The 23,707-nt window shown below is 70.4% G+C and carries 21 protein-coding genes; 12 read left to right on the top strand and 9 right to left on the bottom strand.

Annotated elements, in window-relative coordinates; translation table 11 throughout:
* Positions 1-12 precede the first annotated feature (12 nt).
* Both ABH927_RS06555 and ABH927_RS06550 read left to right on the top strand, forming a co-directional pair.
* Positions 13-966: a hypothetical protein gene (locus ABH927_RS06555; RefSeq protein ID WP_370018984.1), complete on the top strand. Its 954-nt coding sequence runs from the start codon at positions 13-15 to the stop codon at positions 964-966.
* 239 nt (positions 967-1,205) lie between these two features.
* The gene (locus ABH927_RS06550; protein ID WP_370018983.1) at positions 1,206-2,402 is read left to right on the top strand and encodes a glycosyltransferase family 4 protein; all 1,197 of its coding nucleotides are present in this window, start codon (positions 1,206-1,208) and stop codon (positions 2,400-2,402) included.
* On the opposite strand, the gene ABH927_RS06545 is transcribed toward ABH927_RS06550, so the two are convergent.
* From ABH927_RS06545 to ABH927_RS06530, 4 genes are all read right to left on the bottom strand, one after another.
* Positions 2,368-3,699 carry a glycoside hydrolase family 36 protein gene (locus tag ABH927_RS06545; RefSeq protein WP_370018981.1) on the bottom strand — a complete coding sequence of 444 codons (1,332 nt, stop codon included), beginning with the start codon at positions 3,697-3,699 and terminating at the stop codon, positions 2,368-2,370. The genes ABH927_RS06550 and ABH927_RS06545 overlap by 35 nt on opposite strands.
* 31 nt (positions 3,700-3,730) lie before the next feature.
* Entirely contained in the window at positions 3,731-4,759 is a 1,029-nt protein-coding gene (locus ABH927_RS06540; protein WP_370018979.1) for an ABC transporter permease, read from the bottom strand.
* A complete protein-coding gene (locus ABH927_RS06535; protein WP_370018977.1) occupies positions 4,756-6,432 on the bottom strand; it encodes a sugar ABC transporter ATP-binding protein in 1,677 nt (558 codons plus the stop codon). The genes ABH927_RS06540 and ABH927_RS06535 overlap by 4 nt, the downstream gene beginning before the upstream one ends.
* Before the next feature lie 88 nt (positions 6,433-6,520).
* A complete protein-coding gene (locus tag ABH927_RS06530) occupies positions 6,521-7,564 on the bottom strand; it encodes a substrate-binding domain-containing protein (protein WP_370018975.1) in 1,044 nt (347 codons plus the stop codon).
* A 222-nt stretch (positions 7,565-7,786) separates the two neighbouring features.
* Here ABH927_RS06530 and ABH927_RS06525 point away from each other — a divergent pair, with 222 nt between their 5' ends.
* Complete coding sequence (locus ABH927_RS06525; protein ID WP_370018973.1) at positions 7,787-8,563, top strand: DeoR/GlpR family DNA-binding transcription regulator; 777 nt, start codon at positions 7,787-7,789, stop codon at positions 8,561-8,563.
* Between the two features lie 245 nt (positions 8,564-8,808).
* On the opposite strand, the gene ABH927_RS06520 is transcribed toward ABH927_RS06525, so the two are convergent.
* From ABH927_RS06520 to ABH927_RS06510, 3 genes are all read right to left on the bottom strand, one after another.
* The gene (locus ABH927_RS06520; RefSeq protein WP_370018972.1) at positions 8,809-9,639 is read right to left on the bottom strand and encodes a carbohydrate ABC transporter permease; all 831 of its coding nucleotides are present in this window, start codon (positions 9,637-9,639) and stop codon (positions 8,809-8,811) included.
* Complete coding sequence (locus tag ABH927_RS06515; RefSeq protein WP_370018970.1) at positions 9,636-10,442, bottom strand: carbohydrate ABC transporter permease; 807 nt, start codon at positions 10,440-10,442, stop codon at positions 9,636-9,638. The genes ABH927_RS06520 and ABH927_RS06515 overlap by 4 nt, the downstream gene beginning before the upstream one ends.
* A gap of 261 nt (positions 10,443-10,703) precedes the next feature.
* Complete coding sequence (locus ABH927_RS06510) at positions 10,704-11,999, bottom strand: ABC transporter substrate-binding protein (protein ID WP_370018969.1); 1,296 nt, start codon at positions 11,997-11,999, stop codon at positions 10,704-10,706.
* A 371-nt stretch (positions 12,000-12,370) separates the two neighbouring features.
* Here ABH927_RS06510 and ABH927_RS06505 point away from each other — a divergent pair, with 371 nt between their 5' ends.
* Positions 12,371-14,011, top strand: coding sequence for an L-lactate permease (locus ABH927_RS06505; protein WP_370018967.1), 1,641 nt, complete (start codon positions 12,371-12,373; stop codon positions 14,009-14,011).
* Positions 14,012-14,138: 127 nt separating this feature from the next.
* Positions 14,139-14,870, top strand: coding sequence for a FadR/GntR family transcriptional regulator (locus ABH927_RS06500; RefSeq protein WP_370018965.1), 732 nt, complete (start codon positions 14,139-14,141; stop codon positions 14,868-14,870).
* Between the two features lie 86 nt (positions 14,871-14,956).
* Here ABH927_RS06500 and ABH927_RS06495 read toward each other — a convergent pair whose 3' ends face one another.
* Positions 14,957-16,744 carry a long-chain fatty acid--CoA ligase gene (locus ABH927_RS06495; RefSeq protein WP_370018963.1) on the bottom strand — a complete coding sequence of 596 codons (1,788 nt, stop codon included), beginning with the start codon at positions 16,742-16,744 and terminating at the stop codon, positions 14,957-14,959.
* 268 nt (positions 16,745-17,012) lie between these two features.
* On the opposite strand from ABH927_RS06495, the gene ABH927_RS06490 reads away from it, so the two are divergent.
* The 7 genes from ABH927_RS06490 to ABH927_RS06460 all read left to right on the top strand — a co-directional run bounded on the left by ABH927_RS06490 (position 17,013) and on the right by ABH927_RS06460 (position 23,241).
* The gene (locus ABH927_RS06490; RefSeq protein WP_370018961.1) at positions 17,013-17,780 is read left to right on the top strand and encodes a metallophosphoesterase; all 768 of its coding nucleotides are present in this window, start codon (positions 17,013-17,015) and stop codon (positions 17,778-17,780) included.
* A 14-nt stretch (positions 17,781-17,794) separates the two neighbouring features.
* Complete coding sequence (locus tag ABH927_RS06485; protein WP_370018959.1) at positions 17,795-18,232, top strand: SRPBCC family protein; 438 nt, start codon at positions 17,795-17,797, stop codon at positions 18,230-18,232.
* The gene (locus ABH927_RS06480; RefSeq protein ID WP_370018957.1) at positions 18,229-19,389 is read left to right on the top strand and encodes an ArsA family ATPase; all 1,161 of its coding nucleotides are present in this window, start codon (positions 18,229-18,231) and stop codon (positions 19,387-19,389) included. The genes ABH927_RS06485 and ABH927_RS06480 overlap by 4 nt, the downstream gene beginning before the upstream one ends.
* Positions 19,386-19,907: a hypothetical protein gene (locus ABH927_RS06475; protein WP_370018955.1), complete on the top strand. Its 522-nt coding sequence runs from the start codon at positions 19,386-19,388 to the stop codon at positions 19,905-19,907. The genes ABH927_RS06480 and ABH927_RS06475 overlap by 4 nt, the downstream gene beginning before the upstream one ends.
* Before the next feature lie 106 nt (positions 19,908-20,013).
* On the top strand, positions 20,014-20,955 hold the full coding sequence (locus ABH927_RS06470) for an ROK family glucokinase (protein WP_370018954.1): 942 nt from the start codon (positions 20,014-20,016) through the stop codon (positions 20,953-20,955).
* Between the two features lie 146 nt (positions 20,956-21,101).
* The gene (locus ABH927_RS06465; RefSeq protein WP_370018952.1) at positions 21,102-21,917 is read left to right on the top strand and encodes an endonuclease/exonuclease/phosphatase family protein; all 816 of its coding nucleotides are present in this window, start codon (positions 21,102-21,104) and stop codon (positions 21,915-21,917) included.
* A gap of 277 nt (positions 21,918-22,194) precedes the next feature.
* Complete coding sequence (locus ABH927_RS06460; RefSeq protein ID WP_370018951.1) at positions 22,195-23,241, top strand: hypothetical protein; 1,047 nt, start codon at positions 22,195-22,197, stop codon at positions 23,239-23,241.
* Positions 23,242-23,253: 12 nt separating this feature from the next.
* Here ABH927_RS06460 and ABH927_RS06455 read toward each other — a convergent pair whose 3' ends face one another.
* Positions 23,254-23,706, bottom strand: coding sequence for a hypothetical protein (locus ABH927_RS06455; protein WP_370018950.1), 453 nt, complete (start codon positions 23,704-23,706; stop codon positions 23,254-23,256).
* Position 23,707 lies beyond the last annotated feature (1 nt).

Raw genomic sequence — 23,707 nt, 5'->3', positions numbered from 1 at the left:
ACGATGCTCGGCATGCGTGCTCTCGGCCGGGGGGCGGCGGCTGCGCCGCTGTGCGGGTTGTTGTGCGGGCTGCTGTGCGCGCTCACCGGGGCCGGGCCGCCCGATCGGCTGCTGCCGGAGGCGCGGGCGATCATCCGGGAGCACCCCGGGATGTGGGCCCAGGCGTCCGTCGCCAGGGGAGAGCACACGATCGTCGTGGGAGGACCCCGTCGCCTGGTCGCCGATCTGTCCGTGCTGGCCGACCGCGCGAGCCGTACGGTCGCCCGGGTCTGGGGCCCGGTGGACGCGGTGGTCCTCGTGCCCGGGACGGCGGAGCAGGCGGCGGCGCTGGCCGCGCCCGCGCGAGTGGAGGGCCTGGCGGCGCTCGCCGGGGTGGGCCGGGTCATCATCGAGCCGGACGGGTTCGCCCGGCTGACCCGGACCGGCCGCCAGGTCGTGCTCACCCACGAGCTGGTCCACGTCGCCACCGGAGCGGCGCTCACCGGCGACTTGCCCGCGTGGCTCGTGGAGGGCTTCGCCGACTACGTGGGCTACCTCGGCAGCGGGCTTCCGGCGCGGACCGTCGCCGCCGAGCTCGCCGCCGAGGTGCGGGCCGGCTCCGCGCCGCGCGAGCTGCCGGAGCGCGCGGATTTCCGGGCCGGGTCGGCACGGCTGGCACAGGCGTACGAGGAGGCGTGGCTGGCCTGCCGGTACATCGCCGGGCGCTTCGGCGAGCGGAAGCTGGTGGAGCTCTACCGCGCCGCCCTGCGCTACCAAGACACCCTGCGCTACCAAGACACCCTGCGCCACCACGACACGGGCCGGCAGGAAGACCGGGCGGGGATCGCCCCAGCCCTGCGGGAGACGCTGGGCATGACCCAGGCGGAGCTGACCCGGGACTGGCTGGCATCCCTTCCCGAGCAGCTGGGCATCCCCACCGCCCCCCTTCCCCGTGATCATGCACGGATTCCCGCATCCGGTCCGTGACCAGCCGATCCTTCATGCGTGATCATGCACGGACTCCCCGCTATCCCGCGAAAGCGGAACGGCCACCGCGTGGAGCTGCCACCATGCGGATTGCGACCTTGTCTTCGCATGATCACGCGAGCGAATGGCCCTGGTGGTGCGGGACGCCGGGGAATCCGTGCATGATCACGCGCGGGGGATGGGCCGGTCGCGGACCGGAAACGGGAATGCGTGCATGATCACGGGGAAGGGGTGCGGGGATGGGGAGGACGCTGATCGTCACCAATGACTTTCCGCCTCGGGCCGGGGGGATCCAGGCGTTCGTCCATGGGCTGGCCTCGCGGCGGCCGCCGGAGTCCGTGACGGTCTACGCCCCCCGGTGGGCGGGGTGCGACGCCTTCGACGCGCGGCAGCCGTACGAGGTGGTCAGGCATCCCGGCACGCTCATGCTGCCCACACGGCGGGTCGCCCGGACGGCGGCGGCGCTGGCGGGAAACTGCGACACCGTGGTCTTCGGCGCGGCGGCCCCGCTGGGCCTGCTCGCGCCGGCCGTACGGGCCGCCGGCCCCAGCCGCGTCGTGATGCTGACCCACGGGCACGAGGCGTCCTGGGCGCGGCTCCCGCTCGCCCGCGACCTGCTCCGCCGCATCGGCGAGGGGGCCGACGTGGTGACCTACCTCGGCGGCTACACGCGCCGCAGGCTCGCGCCGGTGATCCCCGAGTCCAAGCTCGTACGGCTGGCGCCCGGCGTGGACACCTCGGTCTTCCACCCGGGGGCGGGCGGTGACGGCATCCGCAAGTCGCTGGGCCTGGAGGGGCGGCCGGTCGTCGTCTGCGTCTCCCGGCTGGTGCCCCGCAAGGGCCAGGACATGCTGGTCCGCGCCTGGCCGGCGGTGCTCCGGCACGTCCCCGGCGCGGCGCTGCTGCTGGTCGGCGGCGGCCCGTCCCGCCAGGCGCTCGAACGGGCGGCCGCACGGCACGGCGTGAGGGAGTCGGTCGTGTTCACCGGCTCGGTGCCGTGGACCGCCCTGCCCGCCTACTACGACGCGGGGGACGTGTTCGCGATGCCGTGCCGCACCAGGCTGGCCGGGCTGGACGTCGAGGGGCTCGGCATCGTCTATCTGGAGGCGTCGGCCACCGGCCTGCCTGTCGTGGCGGGCTCCTCCGGGGGCGCCCCCGACGCCGTACGGCACGGGGAGACGGGCCTGGTGGTTGGCGGCACGTCGCCCGCCGAGATCGCCCGCGCGCTGGCCGAGTTGCTGGCCGATCCGGCCCGCGCCCGCGCGATGGGGGAGCGGGGCCGGGCCTGGATCGAGGAGGAGTGGGGCTGGGACCGGGTCGCCGCCCGGTTCGCCCGCCTCCTCACGGCAACGGGAACGACTGGGACTACGGGAACGACTGGGGCTACGGACACAACTGGGACTACGGGAACGGGGTCGGCGGCGGAACGTCGCTGAGCAGCCGTCGCGTGGTCTCCATGCCCCAGTCGTCGAGGGAGGCGATCCGGTCGGACGAGACCCGCAGGCCGCCGTAGCGCTCGATCACGTCGGCCCAGTCCTCCCGGCGCTCGACCTCCGGGCGCACGATCAGGCAGTCCGGGTCGTTGACCCAGAACCGGCCGTGCTGCCAGGCCCGGCCGATGGTGGACAGCGCCGCGCCGAGCTGGCCCGGCAGGGCGGGGTCGCCGTACCACGGCTCGTACTTCGGGGCGGTGTCGGCGGAGACCCGCATCGCGTCGAACAGGCCGACGCTGGGCAGGATGGGCGCGCCGCATCCCAGCAGGTACGACTCCGGCCCGATGGCCTCCCTGATCACCCGCAGCCCCTCGCGGTACGCGTCGAGCGGGCCGGCTCCCGAGTGCCGCGGCCCGTCAAGCGCCCCCGCGTAGAGAAAGTCGATCTTGAAGTAGTCGAAACCGGCCTCACGGAGCATGCCGAACGTGTCGCGCAGGTAGGCCGCGGCCCCCGGGTGGGTGGCGTCGAGTGCGGAGAGGTCCTGGTCCCAGTTGTGCCCCGCGTCGGCGGGCTCCCCGGCGGTGTGGCCGATCAGCCATTCGGGGTGGTCGCGGACGAGGGCGCTGTGCGACCCGGCGAGGAACGGCGCGACCCAGATCCCGGCGCGCAGGCCCGCCTCCTTGATCCGCTTGGTCAGCGCCTCCAGTGAGGCGAACCGGTCGGACAGGTCGAGCCAGTCGCCGATCTCGGCCTCCCAGCCGTCGTCGATCTGCAGCACGTCGACGGGCAGCTCCGCGTCGGTGATCGCCCGCAGGTTCTCGTCGATGTCGGCTTCGGTGACGTTCTCGAAGTAGTGGTACCAGGAGCACCACGCCGTGGGCCCGGGCCGGATCGGCCCGTTCCCCGCCCGTACGGCGAAGCCGTCCGCCCAGGCGGCCAGGGCCTGGTACATCGGCCCGGCGTGAGTCTGGACGTCCACCGGCCCGTCGGCGCTGACGGTCAGCCGGTCGCCGGACAGCTCCGCCCGGATGGAGGCGACGCTCGTGATGCCGTCGGCGCAGCCGTACACCACCGTGGAGCCGTCGCCGAGTTCGACGGCGAGCAGGCCCTCGCCCTGGAAGCCTCGCTCCGGGCCGGGCTTGCCGGGCCGGTAGCTCATGGTCTGCGTCACCGGCTTGACCGGGCGCAGGCCGGAGCCGGTCACGGGGTAGTCCGTCGAGGGGCCCCACGACTGCCAGCCGTGCTCGTAGACCCGAGCCCTGGCCGGGTCGACGGTGCGGACCTCGATCTGTTCGTACACGATCCCTCCTCAGGGAATCAGGCGCGGGTGATCAGGTGGGAAGGCCGACGGCGCGCTCTCCGCTCCGCCGCTGCTGGATGACGACCGCGATGACGAGCAGCGCCCCCTGGGCGACGTTCTGCCAGAAGGTGCTGATGTTGTTCAGGGTCAGGCCGTTCTCCAGGGCGCCGAGCAGGACCATCGCGAGCAGCGTGCCGCCGACGCCGCCCTTGCCTCCGGCGAGCGCGCAGCCGCCCAGCGCGGCGGCGGTGATGGCCTTCAGCTCCAGGCCCGAGCTGCCCGAGGTGGGGTGGCCGAAGCCGGTCCGCGCCGTGAGGATGATGCCCGCGATCGCGGACACGACCCCGGCCAGCGCGTAGACCGCGATGAGGTACTTGTTGATGTTGATTCCGGCGAGGCGGGCGGCGGTGTCGTTGCCGCCGATGGCGTAGATGTTCCGGCCGATGTCGGTGTACTTCAGCAGGAGGTGGATGGCGAGCGCCACGGCTGCGAGGATCCACATCAGCGTCGGCAGGCCGAGCAGGGAGCCTCGGGAGATGAAGATCCACAGGTCGTCGCCGAGTACGAAGCCCATGGCCGCCCCGTTGGACAGGAGCTGGGCGAACCCGCGGTAGGCCGCCAGCGTCGCCAGGGTCGCGATGACCGGGTTGACGCGGCCGTAGACGATGATGACGCCGTTGACGAGCCCGAGGACGAGCCCCACGACGATCGCCAGGCCCATGCTGGCCAGCGCGTTCTGCGTCGCGGTGAACGCCATCGCGCTCACGACCGACGCGACGCCGGTGGCCGAGCCGACCGAGATGTCCAGCGCCCCGCAGATGATGACCACGGTCTGGACGACGGCCAGCAGCCCGGCGATGGTGACGGCGTCGGCGATCACCCGGATGTTGGCCCAGGCCAGGTAGCCGGGGTTGATCACGCCGAAGACCACCACGACCAGCACGATCGCCAGCACGAGGATCAGGTTCTGCGCCCCGACGGCGCCGATCACGTCGCCCCAGCGGCGGCGGGCCTCCGGGGTCTGCTCGTCGGATCCCGCTTGCACGGAGGTGGTGGTCACTGCGCTCCTCCAGAATTCGTCAAACCTGTAGTCGTCCCAGTTGGAGAAATTGCCGCTTCGGGAACCGTCGCGAGGTCGTCGACCATGGCGAGGGCGAGGACCGCCTCCTCCGAGGCCGTCTCCCGCGTCAGCTCTCCGGTGACCCGCCCGTTCTGCATCACCACGATCCGGTCCGCGAGGCCCAGCACCTCGGGCAGCTCGGACGAGATGACGAGGATCGCCACGCCCGTGCGGGCCAGGTCGGCGATGATGTGGTAGATCTCGGCCTTGGCGCCGACGTCGATGCCGCGGGTCGGCTCGTCGAGGATCAGCACCTTGGGCCGCCGCGCCAGCCACCGGGCCAGCACGACCTTCTGCTGGTTTCCGCCCGACAGCTTGCGGACCTCGTGCTCGATGGACGGCGTGCGCACGCGGAGCCGCTCGACGTACTCCTGGGCGACGCGGCGCTCCTCGCTTCGCCGTACGAACCGGAAGCGGCGGAGCCGGTCGAGCACGGCCAGCGTCGTGTTGTCACGCACGCTCCGGGACAGGAAGAGGGCCTGCGCCTTGCGCTCCTCCGGCGCGTAGCCGATGCCGGCCCGGACCGCGTCCTGCGGCTGGCGGAGGCGGAGCTGCCTGCCCTCGACGAGCACCTGGCCGTCGCGGATCGGCAGGTCGCCCACCAGGGCGCCCGCCAGCTCGGACCGCCCGGCGCCGACCAGCCCGGCGAGCGCGACGACCTCGCCCGCCCGCACCTGGAGGCTGATGTCGCGGACGTCGTCGGTGGTCACGCCGCGCACGTCGAGCACGACCTCGTCGGTCGCGGCCTGCTCGCGGGCGAACATGGCCGACAGGTCGCGGCCGACCATCATCCGGACCAGCTCGCCCTCGTCGGTCTCCGCCACGGGCCGCACGCCCACCAGCGCGCCGTCGCGGAGGACGGCGATGCGGTCGGCGAGCCGGAAGATCTCCTGGAGCCGGTGGGAGACGTAGACGATGGCGAGCCCCTGCTCGCGCAGCCGCCTGATCAGCCCGAACAGCGCGTCCACCTCGTGCTCGCCGAGGGAGGAGGTCGGCTCGTCGAAGGCGATGACCTTGGCGTCGGTCGTCATGGCCCGGAGGATCTCCACGAGCTGCCGCTGGGCTGCCGTCAGCGACGACCCCAGCGCGTCCGGGTCCAGCGCGCGCTCGAAGCCGAGCCGCACGAGGTCGTCGCGCATCCGCTCGCGCAGGGCCGTACGGTCGAGGACCCGCCGGGTGAGCAGGCCGGAACGGTGGGGCAGCGACCCGGCGTAGACGTTCTCCGCGACCGACACGTGCGGGATGATCTCCGGCTCCTGGGCGATCACCCGGATGCCGAGGCGGCGGGCGTCGGCGGGCGTGTGGAGATTCACGGGCTCGCCGTCGAGGGTGATCCGGCCCTCGTCGGGGATGTAGTCACCATTGATGATCTTGATGAGCGTGGACTTCCCCGCGCCGTTCTCGCCCATCAGGGCGGTCACCTGGCCGGCGGGGAAGTCGAGCGTCACGTCGCGGAGCGCCCGGACCCCGGCGAAGCGCTTGGAGATCCCCTCGGCCCGTAACCCGGCGTCCGGTCGTGCCCCCGGCTCGGCATCCGGGCGATGGTCCCTTTCGCCGGCCATCGGGTCGGCCCCCTGTTCCTTCCCGGCCGCGGCGTCGGCTGGCTCTGTCATCGGCCCCTTCTCACATTGGTGTACGGCTTGCGCGAGGGGTTCTCCCCGCGCAAGCCGTACGGCTTTCCCTCACCACCACAGGGTCAGGTCAGGCGCTGCACTTCACGCCCTCGGCCTGCCAGTTCGAGGCGTCGACCATCTTGGTGGGGGCGAACGCCTCGGGGGGCATCGCGGTGCCGTTCTTGATGTTGTCGTACATCGTCTGCACGGCCAGCTTGCCGACCTCGTAGCCGTTGATGAACAGGGCGGCCTTCATGCCGGTCGGCTTGCCGCTGTTCCAGTCCTTGCAGGCGAGGTAGGCGCCGAGACCGACTCCGATGATGTTGTCGGGCTTGATGCCGGCGTTCTGCATCGCGGTCACGCCGCCGCTGACGTTCTCGTCGTTGCAGCCGACGATCACCCAGTGCTTGACACCGCTGTTGCCCTGGACGGTCGCCGCGACCTTGTCCTGCGCGCCCGACGGCGTGTTGTCGGTGCCGACCTCGATGACCTTGACGCCCGAGACGCCGGCGGCCTGCTCGAACGCCGGGACGGCGGCCTTGACGCGGTCGGTGCAGACCGTCACGTCCTGCTGCCAGGCGGTGATGATCGCCGTGTCCTCGGGCTTCCAGCCGGCCTTCTTGAACTCCTCGCCGGCTCGCTGGCCGACCTGCTCGCCCATCTGCGTCCCGCTGAAGCCGACGCGCGGCACGAGCTTGTCCTTGGTGCACTTCGACGGGTCGGGGCCGTCGACGCAGACCTGGTCGTCGGAGGTGAGCAGCGGGGTGCTCGCCTCCTTGGCCAGCTGCACGATCTGCGGGCCCACCGCCGGCGCCGGGACCACGATGATGATGCCGCCGACCTTCTGGCCGAGCGCCGCCTGGGTCTCGCTGACCGCCTTGTTGGTGTCCTCGCCCAGGTTCACGACCTTGAGGTCGACGCCGAGCTCCTTGGCCTTGTCGGCGGCGCCCTGGGCCTCGCCGACGAAGTATTCCTGGTCTCCCTGCTTCTGCAGGTAGGCGATGGATATCTTGCCCTGCGCCGCGGGCTTGCTCTGCGTCGCCTGGGTCTCCTCCTTGCCCGACGAGCAGGCAGCGAGACCGAGGGTGAGCAGAACCGCCATCGCAGCGAGCCTTCCAGGTGCCAGGTTCATGGCAACCCGCTCCTCTCAGCGACCCCGAATGTAAAGAACGTTTCCTAATGCAGAAGGGACCATATTCCGCCACATTCCCGCAAGACCGCTCATGGTCACAACTCCATTTCGACGGTTTTCAACACAAGAGGGCTGGGATCCCGATGGGTGCTGTGTCATCATGCGTGCGAACGTGTTGGATGCGACCTTGATGCGACTTCCTGCGACTTCCAAGGAGGCGGGATGCTGGCCCCTCAGCGGCAGCAGGCGATCCTGGACCTGGTTCGCGCCAACGGCGCGGTGCGGGTGGGCGACCTCGTCCGCGAGTTCGGCGTCTCCGACATGACGATCCGGCGTGACCTGGAAGTCCTGGCGGAGCGCGGTCTCGTCGCCAAGGTGCACGGCGGGGCGACGGCCATGAGCTCGGGGTCCACAGAGGAGCCCGGATTCGCGGCGAAGTCGGTCCAGCAGCGCGCCGAGAAGGAGGCCATCGCCCGGTGCGCGGCCGCCATGGTCGGTCCCGGTACGGCCGTCGCCCTGTCGGCGGGCACCACCACCTGGACCCTGGCCCACCACCTCATCGACACGCCGGGCCTCACGGTGGTGACCAACTCGGTGCGGGTGGCCGAGGTCTTCTACCGCTCGGGGCGGAAGGACCAGACCGTCGTGCTGACCGGCGGCATCCGCACGCCGTCCGACGCACTGGTCGGCCCGGTGGCCGTGGCCGCGATCCGGCTGCTCAACGTCGACATCCTGCTGCTCGGGGTGCACGGCATGAGCACGCACGCGGGGTTCACCACGCCGAACCTCATGGAGGCCGAGACCGACAGGGCCCTCGTCGGGGCCGCCAGGCGGCTCGTGGTGCTCGCCGACCATACCAAGTGGGGAACTATCGGGATCAGCACGATCGCGCACCTGGACGAGGCCGACGTCCTCATCACGGACGCGGGGCTCGACGAGCCGGCCCAGCGGGCACTGGGAGAGCAGGTCGGCGAGCTCATCACCGTCGAGGGCGAGTAGCGAAGCACCCCACCCCCCACCCCCCGGCGTGATCATGCACACCTTCCGGCGCACCACTCCTGACGTCCGCCAACCCCACACGCGATCATGCACGGCTTCCTCCGCGTGGCTCGTGACGTCGATAAACCGCGCGCGTGATCATGCACGGCCTCCGAGGCGGGTCGTGCATGATCACGCGTGTGATCCGTACAGGTCAGGGGCTGTGTGTGGGAACCTGTGCATGATCACGCGCAGGGTGGGCAGGGTCAGCCCTTGGTGGCTCCACCGGTGAGGCCCTTGACGAAGTGCTTCTGCAGGAACAGGTAGAAGGCGAGCACGGGGATCGTGCCCATGAACATGAGCGAGAAGATCGTGCCGTAGTCGGTGCGCCAGACTCCCACCGACCGGAAGATGCCCGTCGTGATCGTGGTGCCCTGGCTCGGCCCCAGGATGATCAGCGGGTCGATGAAGTCGTTCCAGATCCACACGCCGAGGAAGATGAGCACGCTCGCGGTGGCGGGGCGGAGCAACGGGAACACGATGCGCCAGAAGATCTGCCCGCGGCTCGCGCCGTCGATCGCGGCGGCCTCCTCCAGGTCCACGGGCACCGACCGCATGAACCCCGTGAAGACGAAGACGCCGAACGGCACGTAGTAGCCGACGTTGAACAGCACCAGGCCGGGCAGCGTGCTCATCAACCCGACGGCCCGCAGGACGTAGGTCACCGGCGCGAGGATCACCTGGGGAGGGATCATCAGGCCGCACAGCAGGAGCAGCATCAGCAGGCGGCCCCACAGGCTCGACGTCCGGGCGAGGTAGTGGCCCAGCGTCGCGGACAGGATCGTGAGGACGATGATCGACAGCCCGGTGACCAGGATGCTGTTGGTCACGCTCGCCCAGTAGAGGTTGTCCGGGCGCGACAGCAGCGTGGTGATGTTGCGCAGCGTGAACGGCTCGGGAAGCGCGAGAGGCCGCGTGCGGATCTGGTCCGGTTCCTTGAACGTGTTGATGATGCCCAGATAGAGCGGCACGAAGAAGAACGCCCCGACGGCCAGGCCGACGAGGGGCCGCAGCCACGGGAGATTGCCGGTCCTCACAGGTTGACCTCCCTTCTGCGCAGCACCGCGAGCGAGATGGTCGTGAGCAGAGCGATCACCACGAGCATCGCGATCGCCTCGGCGGAGGCGTATCCCTGGTGGTTGTCCACGAACGCGGTCTGGATCGCGAGGAACGCGATGGTCGCCGTCGAGCCGGTGCCCGGGCCGCCCTGGGTGATGACCTGGACATGGTCGAAGATCTTGAACGCGGAGATCAGCAGGACGACCGTGTTGACGGTCAGCGCGGGAGCCAGCATGGGCCACGTGACCTGCCAGAACCGCCGGACCGGCCCCGCGCCGTCGATGGCGGCCGCCTCCATCAGCTCCTTCGGCACGCCGGACAGGCCGGCCAGGTAGATGACCACGCAGAAGCCGAGCATCTGCCAGCACAGCACCGTGGCCAGCGAGTAGAGGGCGATGTCCGGGTCCGACAGCCAGCCGGGCGGATCGTGCACCCCGATCGCCCGCAGCGCGTCGTTGATGGGGCCGTCGTCCTGCAGCATGCGCGTCCAGATCACGCTGATCACCACGGAGCTGAGCACCATGGGGGTGAAGAAGACGCTGCGCAGCGCGTTGTACAGCCAGCCGTTCCGGTCGAGCAGCACGGCGATTCCCAGGCCGACGACGTTGGGCACGATGACCACGATGGCGGTCAGAATCGTGGTGATCTTCAATGACGTCAGGAACGTGTCGTCCTGGAGCATCAGCTGGTAGTTGCGCAGGCCGACGAACTTGGTCGGCGGGTTGAACGGGTTGTAGTTGGTCAGGCTGTAGCCGAAGCTCACCACGATGGGGACGAGCACGAAACAGACGTAGATGAGCACCCCGGGTGCGCCGAAGCTCAGGAAGTGCCAGACGCGAGGCCAGATTCGGCGGGTTGGCCGATGGCGCGTCCGGCTGCCGACCGGGGGCTTCCGAGGCCGTGCGGCGACGTCGGAGACCATGAGGATTCAGTCCCTTGCGTTAGGAGCGGGAGGGCCGTCCTGGCCGGGGGGATCGCCCCCGGACCTGCCAAGGCCGCTGGCCGAGGCGGCATCGCGCGCCTCGGCCAGCGGCTCGGGGGATCAGGAGGACTTGTCCCACTCGGTGTCGAGATACTTGAGGACCTCTTCGGGCGTCTTCTTTCCGGTGATGATGTCCTGGGCGGACAGGTTCCACTTGTCGGGCATACCGGCGATCATGCCGTCGTCACCCTGCTCCCATCCGAAGGAGGGGACGGTCGCGTTCTGGTCCACGGCCTGGCGGTACAGGTCGTACACCGCCTTGAAGACGGTGCCGTCCTTGGCCGGGAGCGTGTAGCCCTTGATCGCGGGGAACAGGGCGTCGGCCACGGCCGAGGTGTCCAGGTAGTCCTTGTCCGTCTGCCAGGCCACGGCGAACTTCTTGGCGATGTCCGCGTTCGGCGACTTGGCGTTGACCGTCAGCCCGCCGCCCGTGAACGAGGGCAGGTGGAAGGAGCCGTCGTCGGCAGGCCAGGCGAAGATGCCGATGTCGTCCTTCACCTTGGAGGCGTCGCTCGCGGCGGCGAACCAGCTTCCCATCGGGTACATCGCGCCCTTGCCGTCCAGGAAGGCGGCCTGCGACGCGTCGTAGCTCTGGCCGATGTCCTTCTTGTTCAGGTAGCCCTTGGCGGCGAGGTCGGCGAACTTCTTCGTGGCCTTGAGGAACTCGGGCGAGTCGAACTTGGTCTTGCCGTCACGGCGCTGGTGCATCCAGTCCGGGTTGGCGGCGTAGAGGTCGGTGGTCAGCTCGCCGGTCCAGGGGAGCGAGGAGCCCCACGACGGGTTGCCGCCGATGACGAACGGCTGGACGCCCTTGCCCTTGAGCTTCTCGGCGTCGGCCAGCAGCTCGGCGTAGGTCTTCGGCGGCGCGGTGATGCCGGCCTTCTCGAACAGGCTCTTGCGGTAGAAGACCTGCCATGTCTGCGTGTTCGCCGGTAGCTGGACCGTCCTGCCCTTGATGGCGCTGCACTTGGGGCAGAGGAAGTCCTTCAGGTCCTCGTCGGAGAACTCCGCGAGGTTGCCGCTCCCGTCGAAGGAGGGGAGGTCCTGCAGGCCGATCTGCACGTCGGGGAACTGACCGGAGGCGAGCAGCTGCTTCGCGTAGGCCGTGCGGTCACCCGGGGCCACGATCTTCTTGACCGTCACCCCGACCTTCTCGCTCACCCTTTTGATGTTGTCGTCCCAGAACTGGGGGGTGAGGTTATCCGTCTCGAAGACGAGGAAGGTGATCTCCTTCTTCGCCGCCGCTGCTGAGCCACTGGGCTGGCTGGTGCTTCCGCCGTTGTTATCCCCGACCGAGCAGGCGCTCAAGCCGGCGGCGAGCGTGAGGGCCGCACCTAGCGTAAGGATCTTCTTCATACTGCCACCTTCCTCGCCGGTCCTGACCGTGCCGACGAGTTGACGACCCCTACTCATCAGACCACTTCGGGTGTTGTAACCGCTTACCCCCGGAGTGTGCTGCGTGTTGGAGCTAATTGGTTTGACCACTGCTTACCTATGAGCTGCGTCACATGTCAAGATGGGCGGGCGCTCTTCACGGCAGCCGATATCGAGGTGTGACTTAGGGCATTCCCTCGCCTCCGACCTCTCGACAGGTGTCCTCTCCCGTTGTACCTTCGGTCCGCAGTCCGGGACAACGTTCTGCTACATAGAACATGGCTGCACGGCCTGTCGGATCAGGGGCGCAGGCCGGGCGAGCCTTCCTATGCCGCTTTCGCGCTGGAGGCACGGTGTTTCAACAGAACTTCAATCCGACGGGATCACTCCTCCTGTCCGCCCTGCTGGCCGCCCTGCCCCTGGCGACGGTGCTGGTGCTCCTCGGGGTCCTCAAGTGGAAGGCGCACTGGGCCGGCCTCGCCGCGCTCGCGGTGGGCCTGGTGGTCGCGGTGGCGGCCTACAAGATGCCGGTGGGGCAGGCCCTCGACGCGGGGCTGTTCGGCGCGGCCCGCTCGGTCCTGCTGATCCTGTGGATCACCTTCAACGCGATCTGGATCTACAACCTCACCGTCAAGAGCGGCCACTTCGCCGTCCTCCAGCGGGCCTTTTCCGGGATCAGCGACGACCAGCGGATCCAGGCGATCGTCATCGCCTTCTGCTTCGGTGCGCTGATCGAGGCCCTCGCGGGCGGCGGGTCGCCCATCGCGATTTGCGCGATCATGCTCATCGCGGTGGGCTTCGACCCGCTCAAGGCGGCCGCTCTCGCGCTCGTCGCCAACACGGCCCCCGTCGCCTTCGGCGGCATGGGCAACCCGATCACGATCCTCGGGGCGGTCACCGAGTCGGCTCCCGACCCGTTCGGCGCCATGGCGGGCCGCCAGACCGCGTTCATCGCGATCTTCGTGCCCTTCATCCTGCTCTTCATCGCGGACGGCCGCCGCGGCCTGCGCCAGGCGTGGCCCGCCGCCCTGGTCGCCGGCCTGAGCTTCGGCGCCACCCAGATCTTCGTCTCCAGCGCCTTCGACTACCGGCTGACCGACATCGCCGCCTCGCTCGTGTCGGCCGTCGTGCTCATCATCTTCGGCAAGCTTTGGCGGCCGAGCGAGCGGGTGCTGCCCGTCCCGACCATCGCCGGCGGTTCCGTCGACGACCCCGCCTTCGTGCGCAAGCACGGCAGCCCGGCCGGTGACACCACGGCGGACCGGATCCTGGCCTTCGCGCCGTACGCCATCATCATCGTCCTGTTCGCCCTCTCCGTGATCGAGCCGCTCAAGACCTGGCTGGGCGAGGGCTGGCGGACCTACAAGTTCCTGTGGCCCGGGGCGGACATCGCGAACCCGGCCGGCAAGCCCGTCAAGGTGGAGTACGTGCTCAACTGGGCGTCCGCCCCCGGCACGCTGCTCTTCCTCTCCGGCATCCTCACCTTCCTGGTCCTGCGCATCGGCGTCGGCACGGCGATCAAGACGTACGGCGAGACGCTGCGCCAGTTCGGCTGGGCCATCGTGACGATCCTGGCCGTGTTCGCCCTGGCCTTCGTCATGCAGTACTCCGGCCAGATCCAGACGCTGGGCCTGTTCCTCGCCGGGGCCGGCGCGTTCTTCGCCTTCCTGTCCCCGGTTGTGGGCTGGTTCGGCGTGGCGATCACCGGCACGGACGCGGGATCGAACGCGCTGTTCGGCGTGCTGCAGACCACGGCGGCGGGCAAGCTGGGCGAGTCACCCGTCCTGTTCGGCGCGGCCAACAGTTCCGGTGGCGTCATGGCGAAGATGATCTCTCCGCAGAGCCTGGCCATCGGCGCGGCCGCCGTGGGCATCGTCGGTAAGGAAGGGGAGATGTTCCGCCGGGTGGTCGGCTGGAGCGCGCTGCTCCTGCTCGGGCTGTGCGTCATCGTCTACCTGGAGTCGACGCCTGTCCTCGGCTGGCTCGTCCCCTGAGTAATGAATGAGTAACGGACGCGAAGCTCCTCCGACCAATTCTCGATAGGATCCAGTAGTGGTGTCTGCCTTTTCCGATACTGGCAGAATTGGTAGGACCACTAGCGAGCCAAGGGAAGAACGCGGCGTGAAGCGGCCACTCAGGGAGGAGCCCGAGTCCTCGGGCGCGCGGACCACGGTCACCGAGCGGGCGATGCAGCGCATCAAGGACATGATCTCCGACGGCCTGCTGGTCCCCGGCCAGCGGTTGCCGACGGAACGGGAGTTCGCCGCCGACCTCGGGCTGTCGCGGAGCTCCATGCGAGAGGCCATCAGGGCGCTGACCGTGCTCGGCGTCCTGGAGGCCAGGCACGGCGCGGGGGTCTACGTGACCTCATTGGAGCCCCGCGACCTGCTGGACACGTTCGGGGTCGTCGCGGAGATCTCCCGCGGCGACACCCTGCTCCACCTGGTGCAGGTCCGTAAGATCCTGGAGCCCGCCGCGACGGCCACCGCCGCGGCGCGGATCGACGACGAGATCCTCGCCCTGCTCCGCGCCGAGATGACGGCGATGGAGCAGGGCGGCTCCGCCGAGGAGATCGTCGGCCACGACCTGGAGTTCCACCGGCTCATCGTCGAGGCCGCGGCCAACCCGGTGCTGTCCGCGATCCTCGACGGCCTGTCCAGCCGCACCTTCCGGGCGAGGGTGTGGCGCGGCTACCGGGTGGAGGGCGTCTTCGAGCGCACCTTCCAGGAGCACGACCGCATCTACCGGGCGCTGGCCGAGCGCGACCCGGAGAGCGCCAGGACCGCCGCGGCCATCCACGTCACGGCGGTCGAGGACTGGCTCCGCACCCAGGCGGAGATGGACGAGGTCTAATCCCCCGCCCCCGTGATCATGCAGGATCTCCCGGGCAGCTCGGGGACGTCCCGTTTCCCGAGGCGGGCTGGTCGCCGGGCGGTTCTCTACGAGCCGTACAGCTCGTCGATCTGCTCGGCGAAGTCGCGTATCACGAGGTTGCGCTTGACCTTGAGCGACGGCGTGAGGTGGCCGGTCTCCTCGGTCAGGTCGGTGTCGAGGATCACGAACTTCTTGATCTGCTCGGCGTGGGAGACCATCCGGTTGGCGACGTCGACGGCGCTCTGCACCTCGGCGACGATCGCCGGGTCGGTCACGGAGACCTCCGGCTTGCCGTTGGCCGCCTTCCACTGCTCCAGCGCCTCGGGGTCGAGCGTGATGAGCGCCCCGATGAACGGCCGGTCGTCGCCGACCACCATGACCTGGCTGATCAGGCGGTGCGCGCGGATGGCGTCCTCCAGCGGCGCCGGCGCGACGTTCTTGCCGCCCGCCGTAACGAGGATCTCCTTCTTGCGGCCGGTGATGCGCAGGTAGCCGTCGTCGTCGAGCGTGCCGACGTCGCCCGTGTGGAACCAGCCCTCCGGGTCGATGGCCTCCTTGGTGGCGCGCTCGTTGTTCCAGTAGCCGTCGAAGATGTGACGGCCCCGGACCAGGATCTCGCCGTCCTCGGCGATCCGGATGCCGACCCCGGGGAACGGCTTGCCGACCGTGCCGATCTTGTTGGCTCCCGGAATGTTGACCGTCGAGGGCGCGCTCGTCTCGGTGAGCCCCCAGCCCTCGAAGACCTCGATGCCGACGCCGCGGAAGAAGTGGCCGAGCCGTTCGCCCAGGGCCGAGCCTCCCGACACGGCCGCGCTCAGCGCGCCGCCCGTCGCCGCGCGCAGCTTGCCGTACACGAGCTTGTCGAACAGCGCGTGCCTGAGCCGGACCTTGAGCCCCGCGCCGCCGTTGCTCTCGGCCTTGCTCCACTCGATGGCCGCGTCGGCGGCGGCGTGGAAGATCTTGCCCTTGCCGTCGGCTGTCGCCTTCTGCTCGGCGGCGTTGTAGACCTTCTCGAACACGCGCGGCACGCCGAGCAGGAACGTCGGCTTGAACGCCTGCAAATCGGGGGCGACGTTCTTCATGTTCGGGGTGTGCGCCAGGACCGTGCCCGTCTCGATGAGGACGATCTCGATGAGCCTGGCGAAGCTGTGCGCGAGCGGCAGGAACAGCAGCGCCGCCCGGCCGTCCACGTCGAACAGCAGCTCGAGCGGGCCGTGGGCGACGTTGCGGGCGGTGAACAGCAGGTTGTCGTGGGTGAGCCGGCAGCCCTTGGGCATGCCCGTGGTCCCCGACGTGTAGATGATCGTGGCGAGGTCGCGGCCGCCCCTGGCCGACCTGCGCTCGGCCAGCGTGTCGTTGCTCACGTCCGCCCCGAGAGCGGCCAACTCGTCGAGCCCGCCGCCCTCGATGCGCCACACCAGCGTGAGGTCCGGCATGGCGTCGCGGACCGTCTTCTCATGGGACTCCAGCTCGACGAACACGCCCTTGGCGCCGCTGTCGGACAGGATCCACTTCACCTGATCGGCGGAGGAGGTCTCGTAGATCGGCACGCCGACGCCGCCCGCGGCCCAGATGGCGTAGTCGATGACGGTCCACTCGTAACGCGTGCGCGACATCAGCGCCACCCGGTCGCCGGGCTCGACTCCGGCGGCGATGAGGCCCTTGGCCACGGCCGCCACCCGGTCGCGGAACTCGGCGGCGGTGATCGGCGTCCACGGCGCGCCGGGCGCGTCGCCCTCCTTGCGGCGGATCACCACGGCGGCCGGCTCGTCCACACCGCGCTGGAACACCACGTCGGTGCAGTTGGCGGACGGCGGAACGTCCACCAGCACGGGAACGCTGAACTCGCGCACGGTCACTCCTTTGTGCACGCTTCTACGGTCTCCACGAGCACCGGGCGAGCCTTACTGGCCCGCGTGACTCGGAGCCGCATTCGCGAACGTCACTCTGCAGGTCTCACAGGACGCTACCGCGCGAAGTTACGCGTGGGTAGGGTCCGTCACCCAGGCGTTATCCGGGCCCTTCGCACGCTACCAGTCTCCCCGCCCGGTCCCGCTCCGAACCGCTTTGTCGCGCAAGCGCTTGGTTGTTGTCCGACTGGCCGGTATTACGATGTCCGCCATGCGGATCCATGTCGTCAGCGATGTCCACGGCCGGGTGGACGCCCTCGCCCGGGCCGGCGACGGCGCCGACGCGCTGGTGTGCCTCGGCGACCTGATCCTCTTCGTCGACTACGCCGACCACTCCCAGGGGATCTTCGCCGAACTCTTCGGCGCCGAGAAGGCCGGCGCGTTCATCGGCCTGCGCACGGCCGGCCGCTTCGACGAGGCCCGCGCGATGTCGGCCGAGCTGTGGGCCACGCTCGGCGGCGACCCCCGCGCGCACATCGAGACCGCCGTCCGCCGGCAGTACGAGCAGATCTTCGCGGCCATGCCGACCCCCGCCTACCTCACCTACGGCAACGTGGACCTGCCGCACTTCTGGAAGGACTACGCCCGGCCCGGCCACCAGGTCCTCGACGGGACCACGGCCGAGATCGGCGGCCTGACCTTCGGCTTCGTGGGCGGCGGCCTGCGCACGCCGTACCGCACGCCGTACGAGATCGACGAAGAGGAGTACGCGCGGAAGGTCGAGGCGGTCGGCGAGGTGGACGTGTTGTGCTGTCACATCCCGCCCGCGATCCCCGAGTTGCTGTACGACGTGGTGGCGCGGCGCTTCGAACGGGGGAGCGAGGCGACGCTGGAGGCCATCAGAAGGACGCAGCCGCGTTATGCCCTGTTCGGCCACGTCCACCAGCCCCTGGCCGGCAGAACCCGCATCGGCCGTACCGAGTGCATCAATGTCGGCCACTTCCGCGGCCGTGGCACGCCTTTCGCCCTGGAATGGTGAAGTACGGTTAGCCCATGGCTGATCGCACCACGTCGAGCATCACGATCGGCGCAGACCGGTCGACAATCATGGCCGTGATCGCCGACTTCCCCGCCTACCCCGAATGGGCCGGCCAGGTGAAGGCGGTAGAGGTCCAGGAGACCGGCGAGGACGGCCGGGCGTCCCGCGTCCGCTTCGTGCTCGACGCGGGCGTGATCAGCGACGACTACGTCCTGGCATACGACTGGGACGACGACGCGGCGGTCGGCTGGCACATCGCCGAGACCGGGAAGATGGTGTCCGGCCTGACCGGAAGTTACCGGCTGACCGATGTGGGCAGTGGCACCGAGGTGACATACGAGCTGGCCGTGGACCTCAAGGTCCCCATGATCGGCATGATCAAGCGCAAGGCGGAGAAGGTCATCATCGACACCGCGCTCAAGGGGCTCAAGCGCCGCGTCGAGGGACGATGAGAATCCTCCTTTTCACGGGAAAGGGGGGAGTCGGCAAGACGACCGTGGCCGCCGCGACCGCCACGCTCGCCGCGAAGCGGTGCCTCAAGACGCTCGTCGTCTCGACTGACACGGCGCACTCGCTGGCCGACGCCCTCGGCGTGCGGCCCTCCGAGGTGCCCGTCGAGGCGGCGCCCGGCCTCTACCTCCAGCAGGTCGACACCCAGCGGTCCCTCGAACGGCACTGGGGCGAGCTGCAGAAATACGCGAGGAACGTCTTCAGCGAGCTGGGCCTCGACGAGATCACCTCCGAGGAGATCACGGTCCTCCCCGGGGCCGAGGAGATCATCGCCCTGCTGGAGCTGCGCGAGCAGGCGCGCACCGGCAGGTGGGACGTCATCGTGGTCGACTGCGCGCCCACCGCCGAGACTCTGAGGCTCCTCGCCCTCCCCGAAGCGCTCGACTGGCACGTCAACCGGCTGCTCCCGATCGGGCGCCGGGTGCTCAAGGCGGTCTCGCCCGTGATCCGGCACGTCGCCAAGGTCACCGTCCCCGAAGGGGAGGTCATCTCGGCGGGGGAGCGGCTGCACCAGGGCCTGCTGGAGATCCGCGAGCTCCTCACCGGCGACGACGCCTCGGTCCGCCTCGTGCTGACCCCGGAGGCGGTCGTCGTGGCCGAGGCCCGCCGCACGCTCACCTCCCTCAGTCTGTACGGCTACCGCGTCGACGCGGTGATCGCCAACCGGGTGTTCCCGGCCGAGGGCGCCGACGAGTGGCGGCGGGCGTGGGTCGAGGCCCAGGCGAAGCACCTGACCGAGGTCCACGAGTCGTTCGCGCCCCTGCCGGTCCTCACCGTGCCCTACCTGCCCGCCGAGCCCGTCGGCCCAGCGGCCCTCGCCGAGGTCGCCGAGGAGCTGTACGGCACGACCGACCCCTTCGCCCGTCCCTCCGTCGAGCCTCCGATGCGGATCACGGCCGACGAGCTGTCGCTGGCCCTGCCGCTCGCCGACCGGGACGACGTCGACCTGGCCCGCAAGGGCGACGAGCTGATCGTGACCGCCGCCCCCTACCGCCGGGTGATCGCCCTGCCCTCGTCCCTCGCCCGGAGGACGATCTCCTCCGCGGCGCTCCGCGACGGCCGCCTCCGGGTACGGTTCGAAGCAGGAGGGGCGAAATGACAGATAGTAACGACACGGGCAACGACACGGGCAACAGCACCACCAGCGGGACCACCCGGGCAGGCGGGTCAGGGGGTTCCGGCAGGAGGCAGGACCAGCTCGGCTCGGCGGCGGAAGAGGCGCTGAAGCTGCTCGACGCGCTGCAGCAGCGCGTGGGCCGCGAGTTCGGCAAGGGCCTGGTCAAGGGCGGCGTGAGCGGGCTCGGCACTGCCGTGGGCGGCAGGATCGGCGGCGCCTTCGGCGGAGGCGGCGGCGCGAGCCGTACCGACGACGTCTGGAGTGACGCGGTGGCCGGCGGCCACGACGACGAGTACATCTGCCGCGCCTGCCCGGTCTGCCGGGCCATCGCCGCGCGCAAGGAGGCCGGGGGCGACATCGCCGACCACCTCGTGGCCGCCGGTGGCGAGCTGTTCGCCGCGATGCGGCAGGCGTTCGACGCCCTGCAGCGCGTGTCGACGGGATCGGCCACGTCCCGGCCGCCGCGGGAGCCCCGAGTGGAGCACATCGATCTCGGCTGATTTGACCTACCTTTGATCTGCTTTGATCGGCTTTTCCTGATCGGCTTTTGAATCGGCTTTCCGATCGGGCTCGCGGCCCGCGGACCCGGGGCGGGAGGAAGACACCATGGCGCTGACCATCGGCGTGGACGTAGGCGGCACGAAGATCGCTTCGGGAGTCGTGGACGACGACGGGCGGGTCATCGAGCGGAGCCTGCGCCACACTCCCGCGGACAACCCCGAGAAGGTGGCCGAGACCGTCGCCGACGCGGTGACTGAGCTGGCCGCCCGGCACCAGGTGGAGGCGGTCGGCGTGGGCGCCGCCGGGTTCGTGGACGAGACCAGGTCGATCATCCGGTTCGCGCCCAACCTGGCCTGGCGTGAGGAGCCGCTGCGCAAGAAGGTCAGCGAGCTCGTCAGCCTGCCCGTAGTGGTCGAGAACGACGCCAACGCCATGGCCTGGGGGGAGTACCGCTTCGGCGCCGGGCGGGGCGAGAGCCACGTGGTGTGCGTGACCGTCGGCACCGGCATCGGCGGCGGCATCGTGCTCGGCGGCGAGCTCTACCGGGGCCGGTGGGGGATGGGCGCCGAGCTCGGCCACGTGCAGGCCGTGCCGGACGGCCGTCCCTGCGGCTGCGGCAACCGCGGCTGCTGGGAGAAGTACGCCAGCGGAAGCGCGCTGCTCCTCGAGACCAGGAAGAACGCCGAGGCCGACCCGTCGTCCGCCACCCACATGCTGAGGCTCGCCGGGTCCGTCGATGAGATCAAGGGCGAGCACGTGACGGAGGCGGCCAGGCACGGCGACGCCGCCGCCCTGGAAGCGTTCGACGCGATCGCCGGCTGGCTCGCCCAGGGGCTCGCCGACCTCGCCGCGATCCTCGACCCCGGCCGGTTCATCATCGGCGGGGGCGTCTCCGGTGCCGCAGACCTGTTCGTGGACAAGGTGAGGGAGGGCTACGCCGAACGGCTGACCGGCCGCGGCCACCGTCCCCTCGCCGAGATCCGGGTGGCCGAGCTCGGCCCCTCGGCCGGCCTGGTCGGGGCCGCCGACCTGGCCCGCCTCCGCTGACCCGCCCCGTCCCCGGTGACCGGCCTCACCTGTCCGGAGGGTCCCGACGCCGAGGTGATGGACTTGATGGCGGCGGCCAGAGAGGGCGGCGTGCCGGTTTCGCGGACCGCGGTACCGGCGGACTGAGGTGCGGGGCTGAGGACCGAATGCTGAGGGTCGCGACGTACAACGTACGGGGGCTGCGGGACGATCGCGCGGCGCTCGTCCGCGTCATCCGCTCGATGCGGCCGGACGTGCTCTGCCTCCAGGAGGTCCCCCGCTTCTCGGGCTGGCGGGCGAAGCGGCGACGGCTCGCCCGCGACACCGGGATGACGGTCGCGGCGGGCGGCCGGGTCGGCGGCGTGGCCGTCTTCGCCGGTCCGGGCGTCCGCGTGCTGCACGGCCGCGGCGTCCGGCTGCGATGGTTTCCCGGGCTGGAGTGGCGGGCGGTCGCCCTGGCCGTCGTGGAGAAGGACGGCGTGCGGTACGCCGTGTGCTCCGCGCACCTCGATCTGCTCCCCGGCGCGCGGCTGCGGCACGCCACCCAGATCGTGCCGATTCTCGAGCGGACGGCGCGGACGTTCGGGGCGAGAGCCGTACTGGCCGGAGACGTCAACGAGCAGCCCGGCGACCCGACCTGGCGCTACCTGGCCGGCCGGTTCACCGACTGCTTCAGCTGCCACGCCGCGTCATCCGCGTCATCCGCGTCATCCGGGGCGTCCGGGGCGTCCGGGGCGTCCGGGGCGTCCCCGGCGGACCCGGCGGACCCGCGTGAGGGCGGCACGTTCACGGCCGCCGACCCCGCCAGGCGGATCGACGCCATCTTCGCGGAGGCGGGGCTCGCCGTGCTGACGTGCGGCGGCGCGCAGGCCGCCGCCGAGGACCTCCGGAGGGCCAGCGACCATCTGCCCGTGGTCGCCGACATCGGTCCCGGCCACCTCGTCCGGTCGCGCCCGCGCATCGCTTCGGGTTCGGAATCGTGACCTCTCGCCCGAAGCGCCCGCCCGCCCCCGTACGATCAGTTCCATGACCCGCCGCTCGACATGGCGTGCGGTCCCGTTGTGTGTGCTGCTCGCCGGCCTGCTGGCCGGCCACTTCCTGCGCGTCACATCGGTGGCGCACGCGCACGCAGCAGTTCCGGGGCCCGTCCCTAAAGCAGTCCCGGAAGCAGTTCAGGAAGCAGTTCGGGGAGCAGTCCCGGAAGCCGGCCTGAGATCGCCGGCGAACGCCGACCCCGGCCGTCCGAAGGCGGAACGCACGGTGGCCGCCCAGGAGGTCCCCCAGGGGGCCTCGTCCGCCAAGCTTCAGGCGGACGCCTCGCTCTCCGACGTCGCCGGGCTCTCGGCCAAGGACATCTGGGCGGTCGGGCAGCAGAACGTCTGGGACTTCTGGCAGAACCGCGGGGTGATCACCCACTGGGACGGCACGTCGTGGACCGAGGTGAGCATCCGCGGCGACACCACCGGAGCGGGCCATCTGCGCTCCGTCGCCGCCTCCTCCGCCCAGGAGATCTGGGTCGTCGGCGACGGCCACGACGGCCTGCCGTACGTCGCGAAGGGCTCGGAAGACGGGTTCGACAGGGTCAGCGTGCCGCAGTTCCGCTCGGGCGACTGGCTCGGCGGCGTGGCGGCGTCCACCGGCAGAGTGGTCGCCGTGGGGAGCCGCGACGGCCGGGCGTTCATGGTGGCGAGCAGTGGCGCCACCAAGGGCACCACCTGGACCACCTCCCGGGGACCCGACGGCGCGCTGTACGGCGTGGCGGTCACCGGCAAGTCCGACGGATGGGCGGTCGGCGACTCCGGCACCGAGCCGGTGATCATGCGGCTGACCAGGGGTGGATGGAAGTCCGCACACATCCCGGACATCAAGGACGGCTTTCTCCGGGACGTCTACGTGGAGAGTCGCAAGCGCGCGATCGCCGTCGGCGGCGTCTACGAGAGCGGCGGCGGGAACGGCAAGGACGACAGGATCGTGCCGCTCGTGCTGTCGTGGGACGGCAAGCGCTGGACCAGGGAGGACCCGCCGGAGCACCAGGCCGAGCTGTACGGCGTGACCGGCGACGGGGACGGCACCTTCTGGGTGTCGGGATTCGACCCTCAGCGGCCGGCCGAGGGCTTCCTGCTCCGGTACGACGGATCCCGGTGGACCACGCTGCGCGGGCAGGCGTCCTTGGAGGACAGGACAGTCCGGCTGCAGGCCGTCACCCACGTCTCGGGCCTCACCGTCGCGGTGGGCCACGCGATCGACGCGGCCGACCACTACGGCGACCTGGTCGAGCGTTTCGGACCGCCGTCCTCGCCCCAGTGAGCGCGGCAGGCGTCAGATGACCGCGCCGTCGTCCCAGCCGGAGTCGGCGGGCGGGCCGTCGCCCATGCGGACGACCAGCGCCACGAATCCGCCGATGAACGCGGCCACGGCGGCGAAGACGATCCAGCCGTCCATCGGCCACCTCAGCAGGGCCGCGAGTAACAGGTAGGCGGGGCCGCCGAACAGGGCCAGCCAGGAGGCTCTGCTGACCGCGTCGCCCCGGGGGAGCGGCGGGGGAGGCGGCGGCACGTAGTGGCCCTCGTCCTGCCCGTCGTCGCCGTCCTCGCGATGGAGGTCCTGATCCTCGCCTGTCCCGTCTCCGTCCTCCTCGCTGTCCTCGCCCCGCTCGTCCGGCACGTTCTCCCGGTCAGGCCATGGCTGATCGGCCGAGGAGTCCTCGGCTTTCTCGTTGAAGGAGGCGACGATCTGACGCCAGACCTCGTCCTCGTCACTTTGCGGCGTCACT

It is taken from the genome of Planotetraspora sp. GP83, from assembly GCF_041262585.1.
GTDB lineage: Bacteria > Actinomycetota > Actinomycetes > Streptosporangiales > Streptosporangiaceae > JAOEGB01.
The sequence above is the reverse complement of the archived record's forward strand: the minus strand, read 5'-3'. Positions and strand labels throughout refer to the sequence as shown.

Bases quoted from the DNA above. Each gene is read 5' to 3' on its own strand.
- ABH927_RS06490 (WP_370018961.1), top strand. From the start codon at position 17,013: ATGCGGATCCATGTCGTCAGCGATGTCCACGGCCGGGTGGACGCCCTC.
- ABH927_RS06535 (WP_370018977.1), bottom strand. From the start codon at position 6,432: ATGACAGAGCCAGCCGACGCCGCGGCCGGGAAGGAACAGGGGGCCGAC.
- ABH927_RS06465 (WP_370018952.1), top strand. From the start codon at position 21,102: ATGCTGAGGGTCGCGACGTACAACGTACGGGGGCTGCGGGACGATCGC.
- ABH927_RS06470 (WP_370018954.1), top strand. From the start codon at position 20,014: ATGGCGCTGACCATCGGCGTGGACGTAGGCGGCACGAAGATCGCTTCG.
- ABH927_RS06485 (WP_370018959.1), top strand. From the start codon at position 17,795: ATGGCTGATCGCACCACGTCGAGCATCACGATCGGCGCAGACCGGTCG.
- ABH927_RS06475 (WP_370018955.1), top strand. From the start codon at position 19,386: ATGACAGATAGTAACGACACGGGCAACGACACGGGCAACAGCACCACC.
- ABH927_RS06480 (WP_370018957.1), top strand. From the start codon at position 18,229: ATGAGAATCCTCCTTTTCACGGGAAAGGGGGGAGTCGGCAAGACGACC.
- ABH927_RS06550 (WP_370018983.1), top strand. From the start codon at position 1,206: ATGGGGAGGACGCTGATCGTCACCAATGACTTTCCGCCTCGGGCCGGG.
- ABH927_RS06510 (WP_370018969.1), bottom strand. From the start codon at position 11,999: ATGAAGAAGATCCTTACGCTAGGTGCGGCCCTCACGCTCGCCGCCGGC.
- ABH927_RS06555 (WP_370018984.1), top strand. From the start codon at position 13: ATGCGTGCTCTCGGCCGGGGGGCGGCGGCTGCGCCGCTGTGCGGGTTG.
- ABH927_RS06525 (WP_370018973.1), top strand. From the start codon at position 7,787: ATGCTGGCCCCTCAGCGGCAGCAGGCGATCCTGGACCTGGTTCGCGCC.
- ABH927_RS06530 (WP_370018975.1), bottom strand. From the start codon at position 7,564: ATGAACCTGGCACCTGGAAGGCTCGCTGCGATGGCGGTTCTGCTCACC.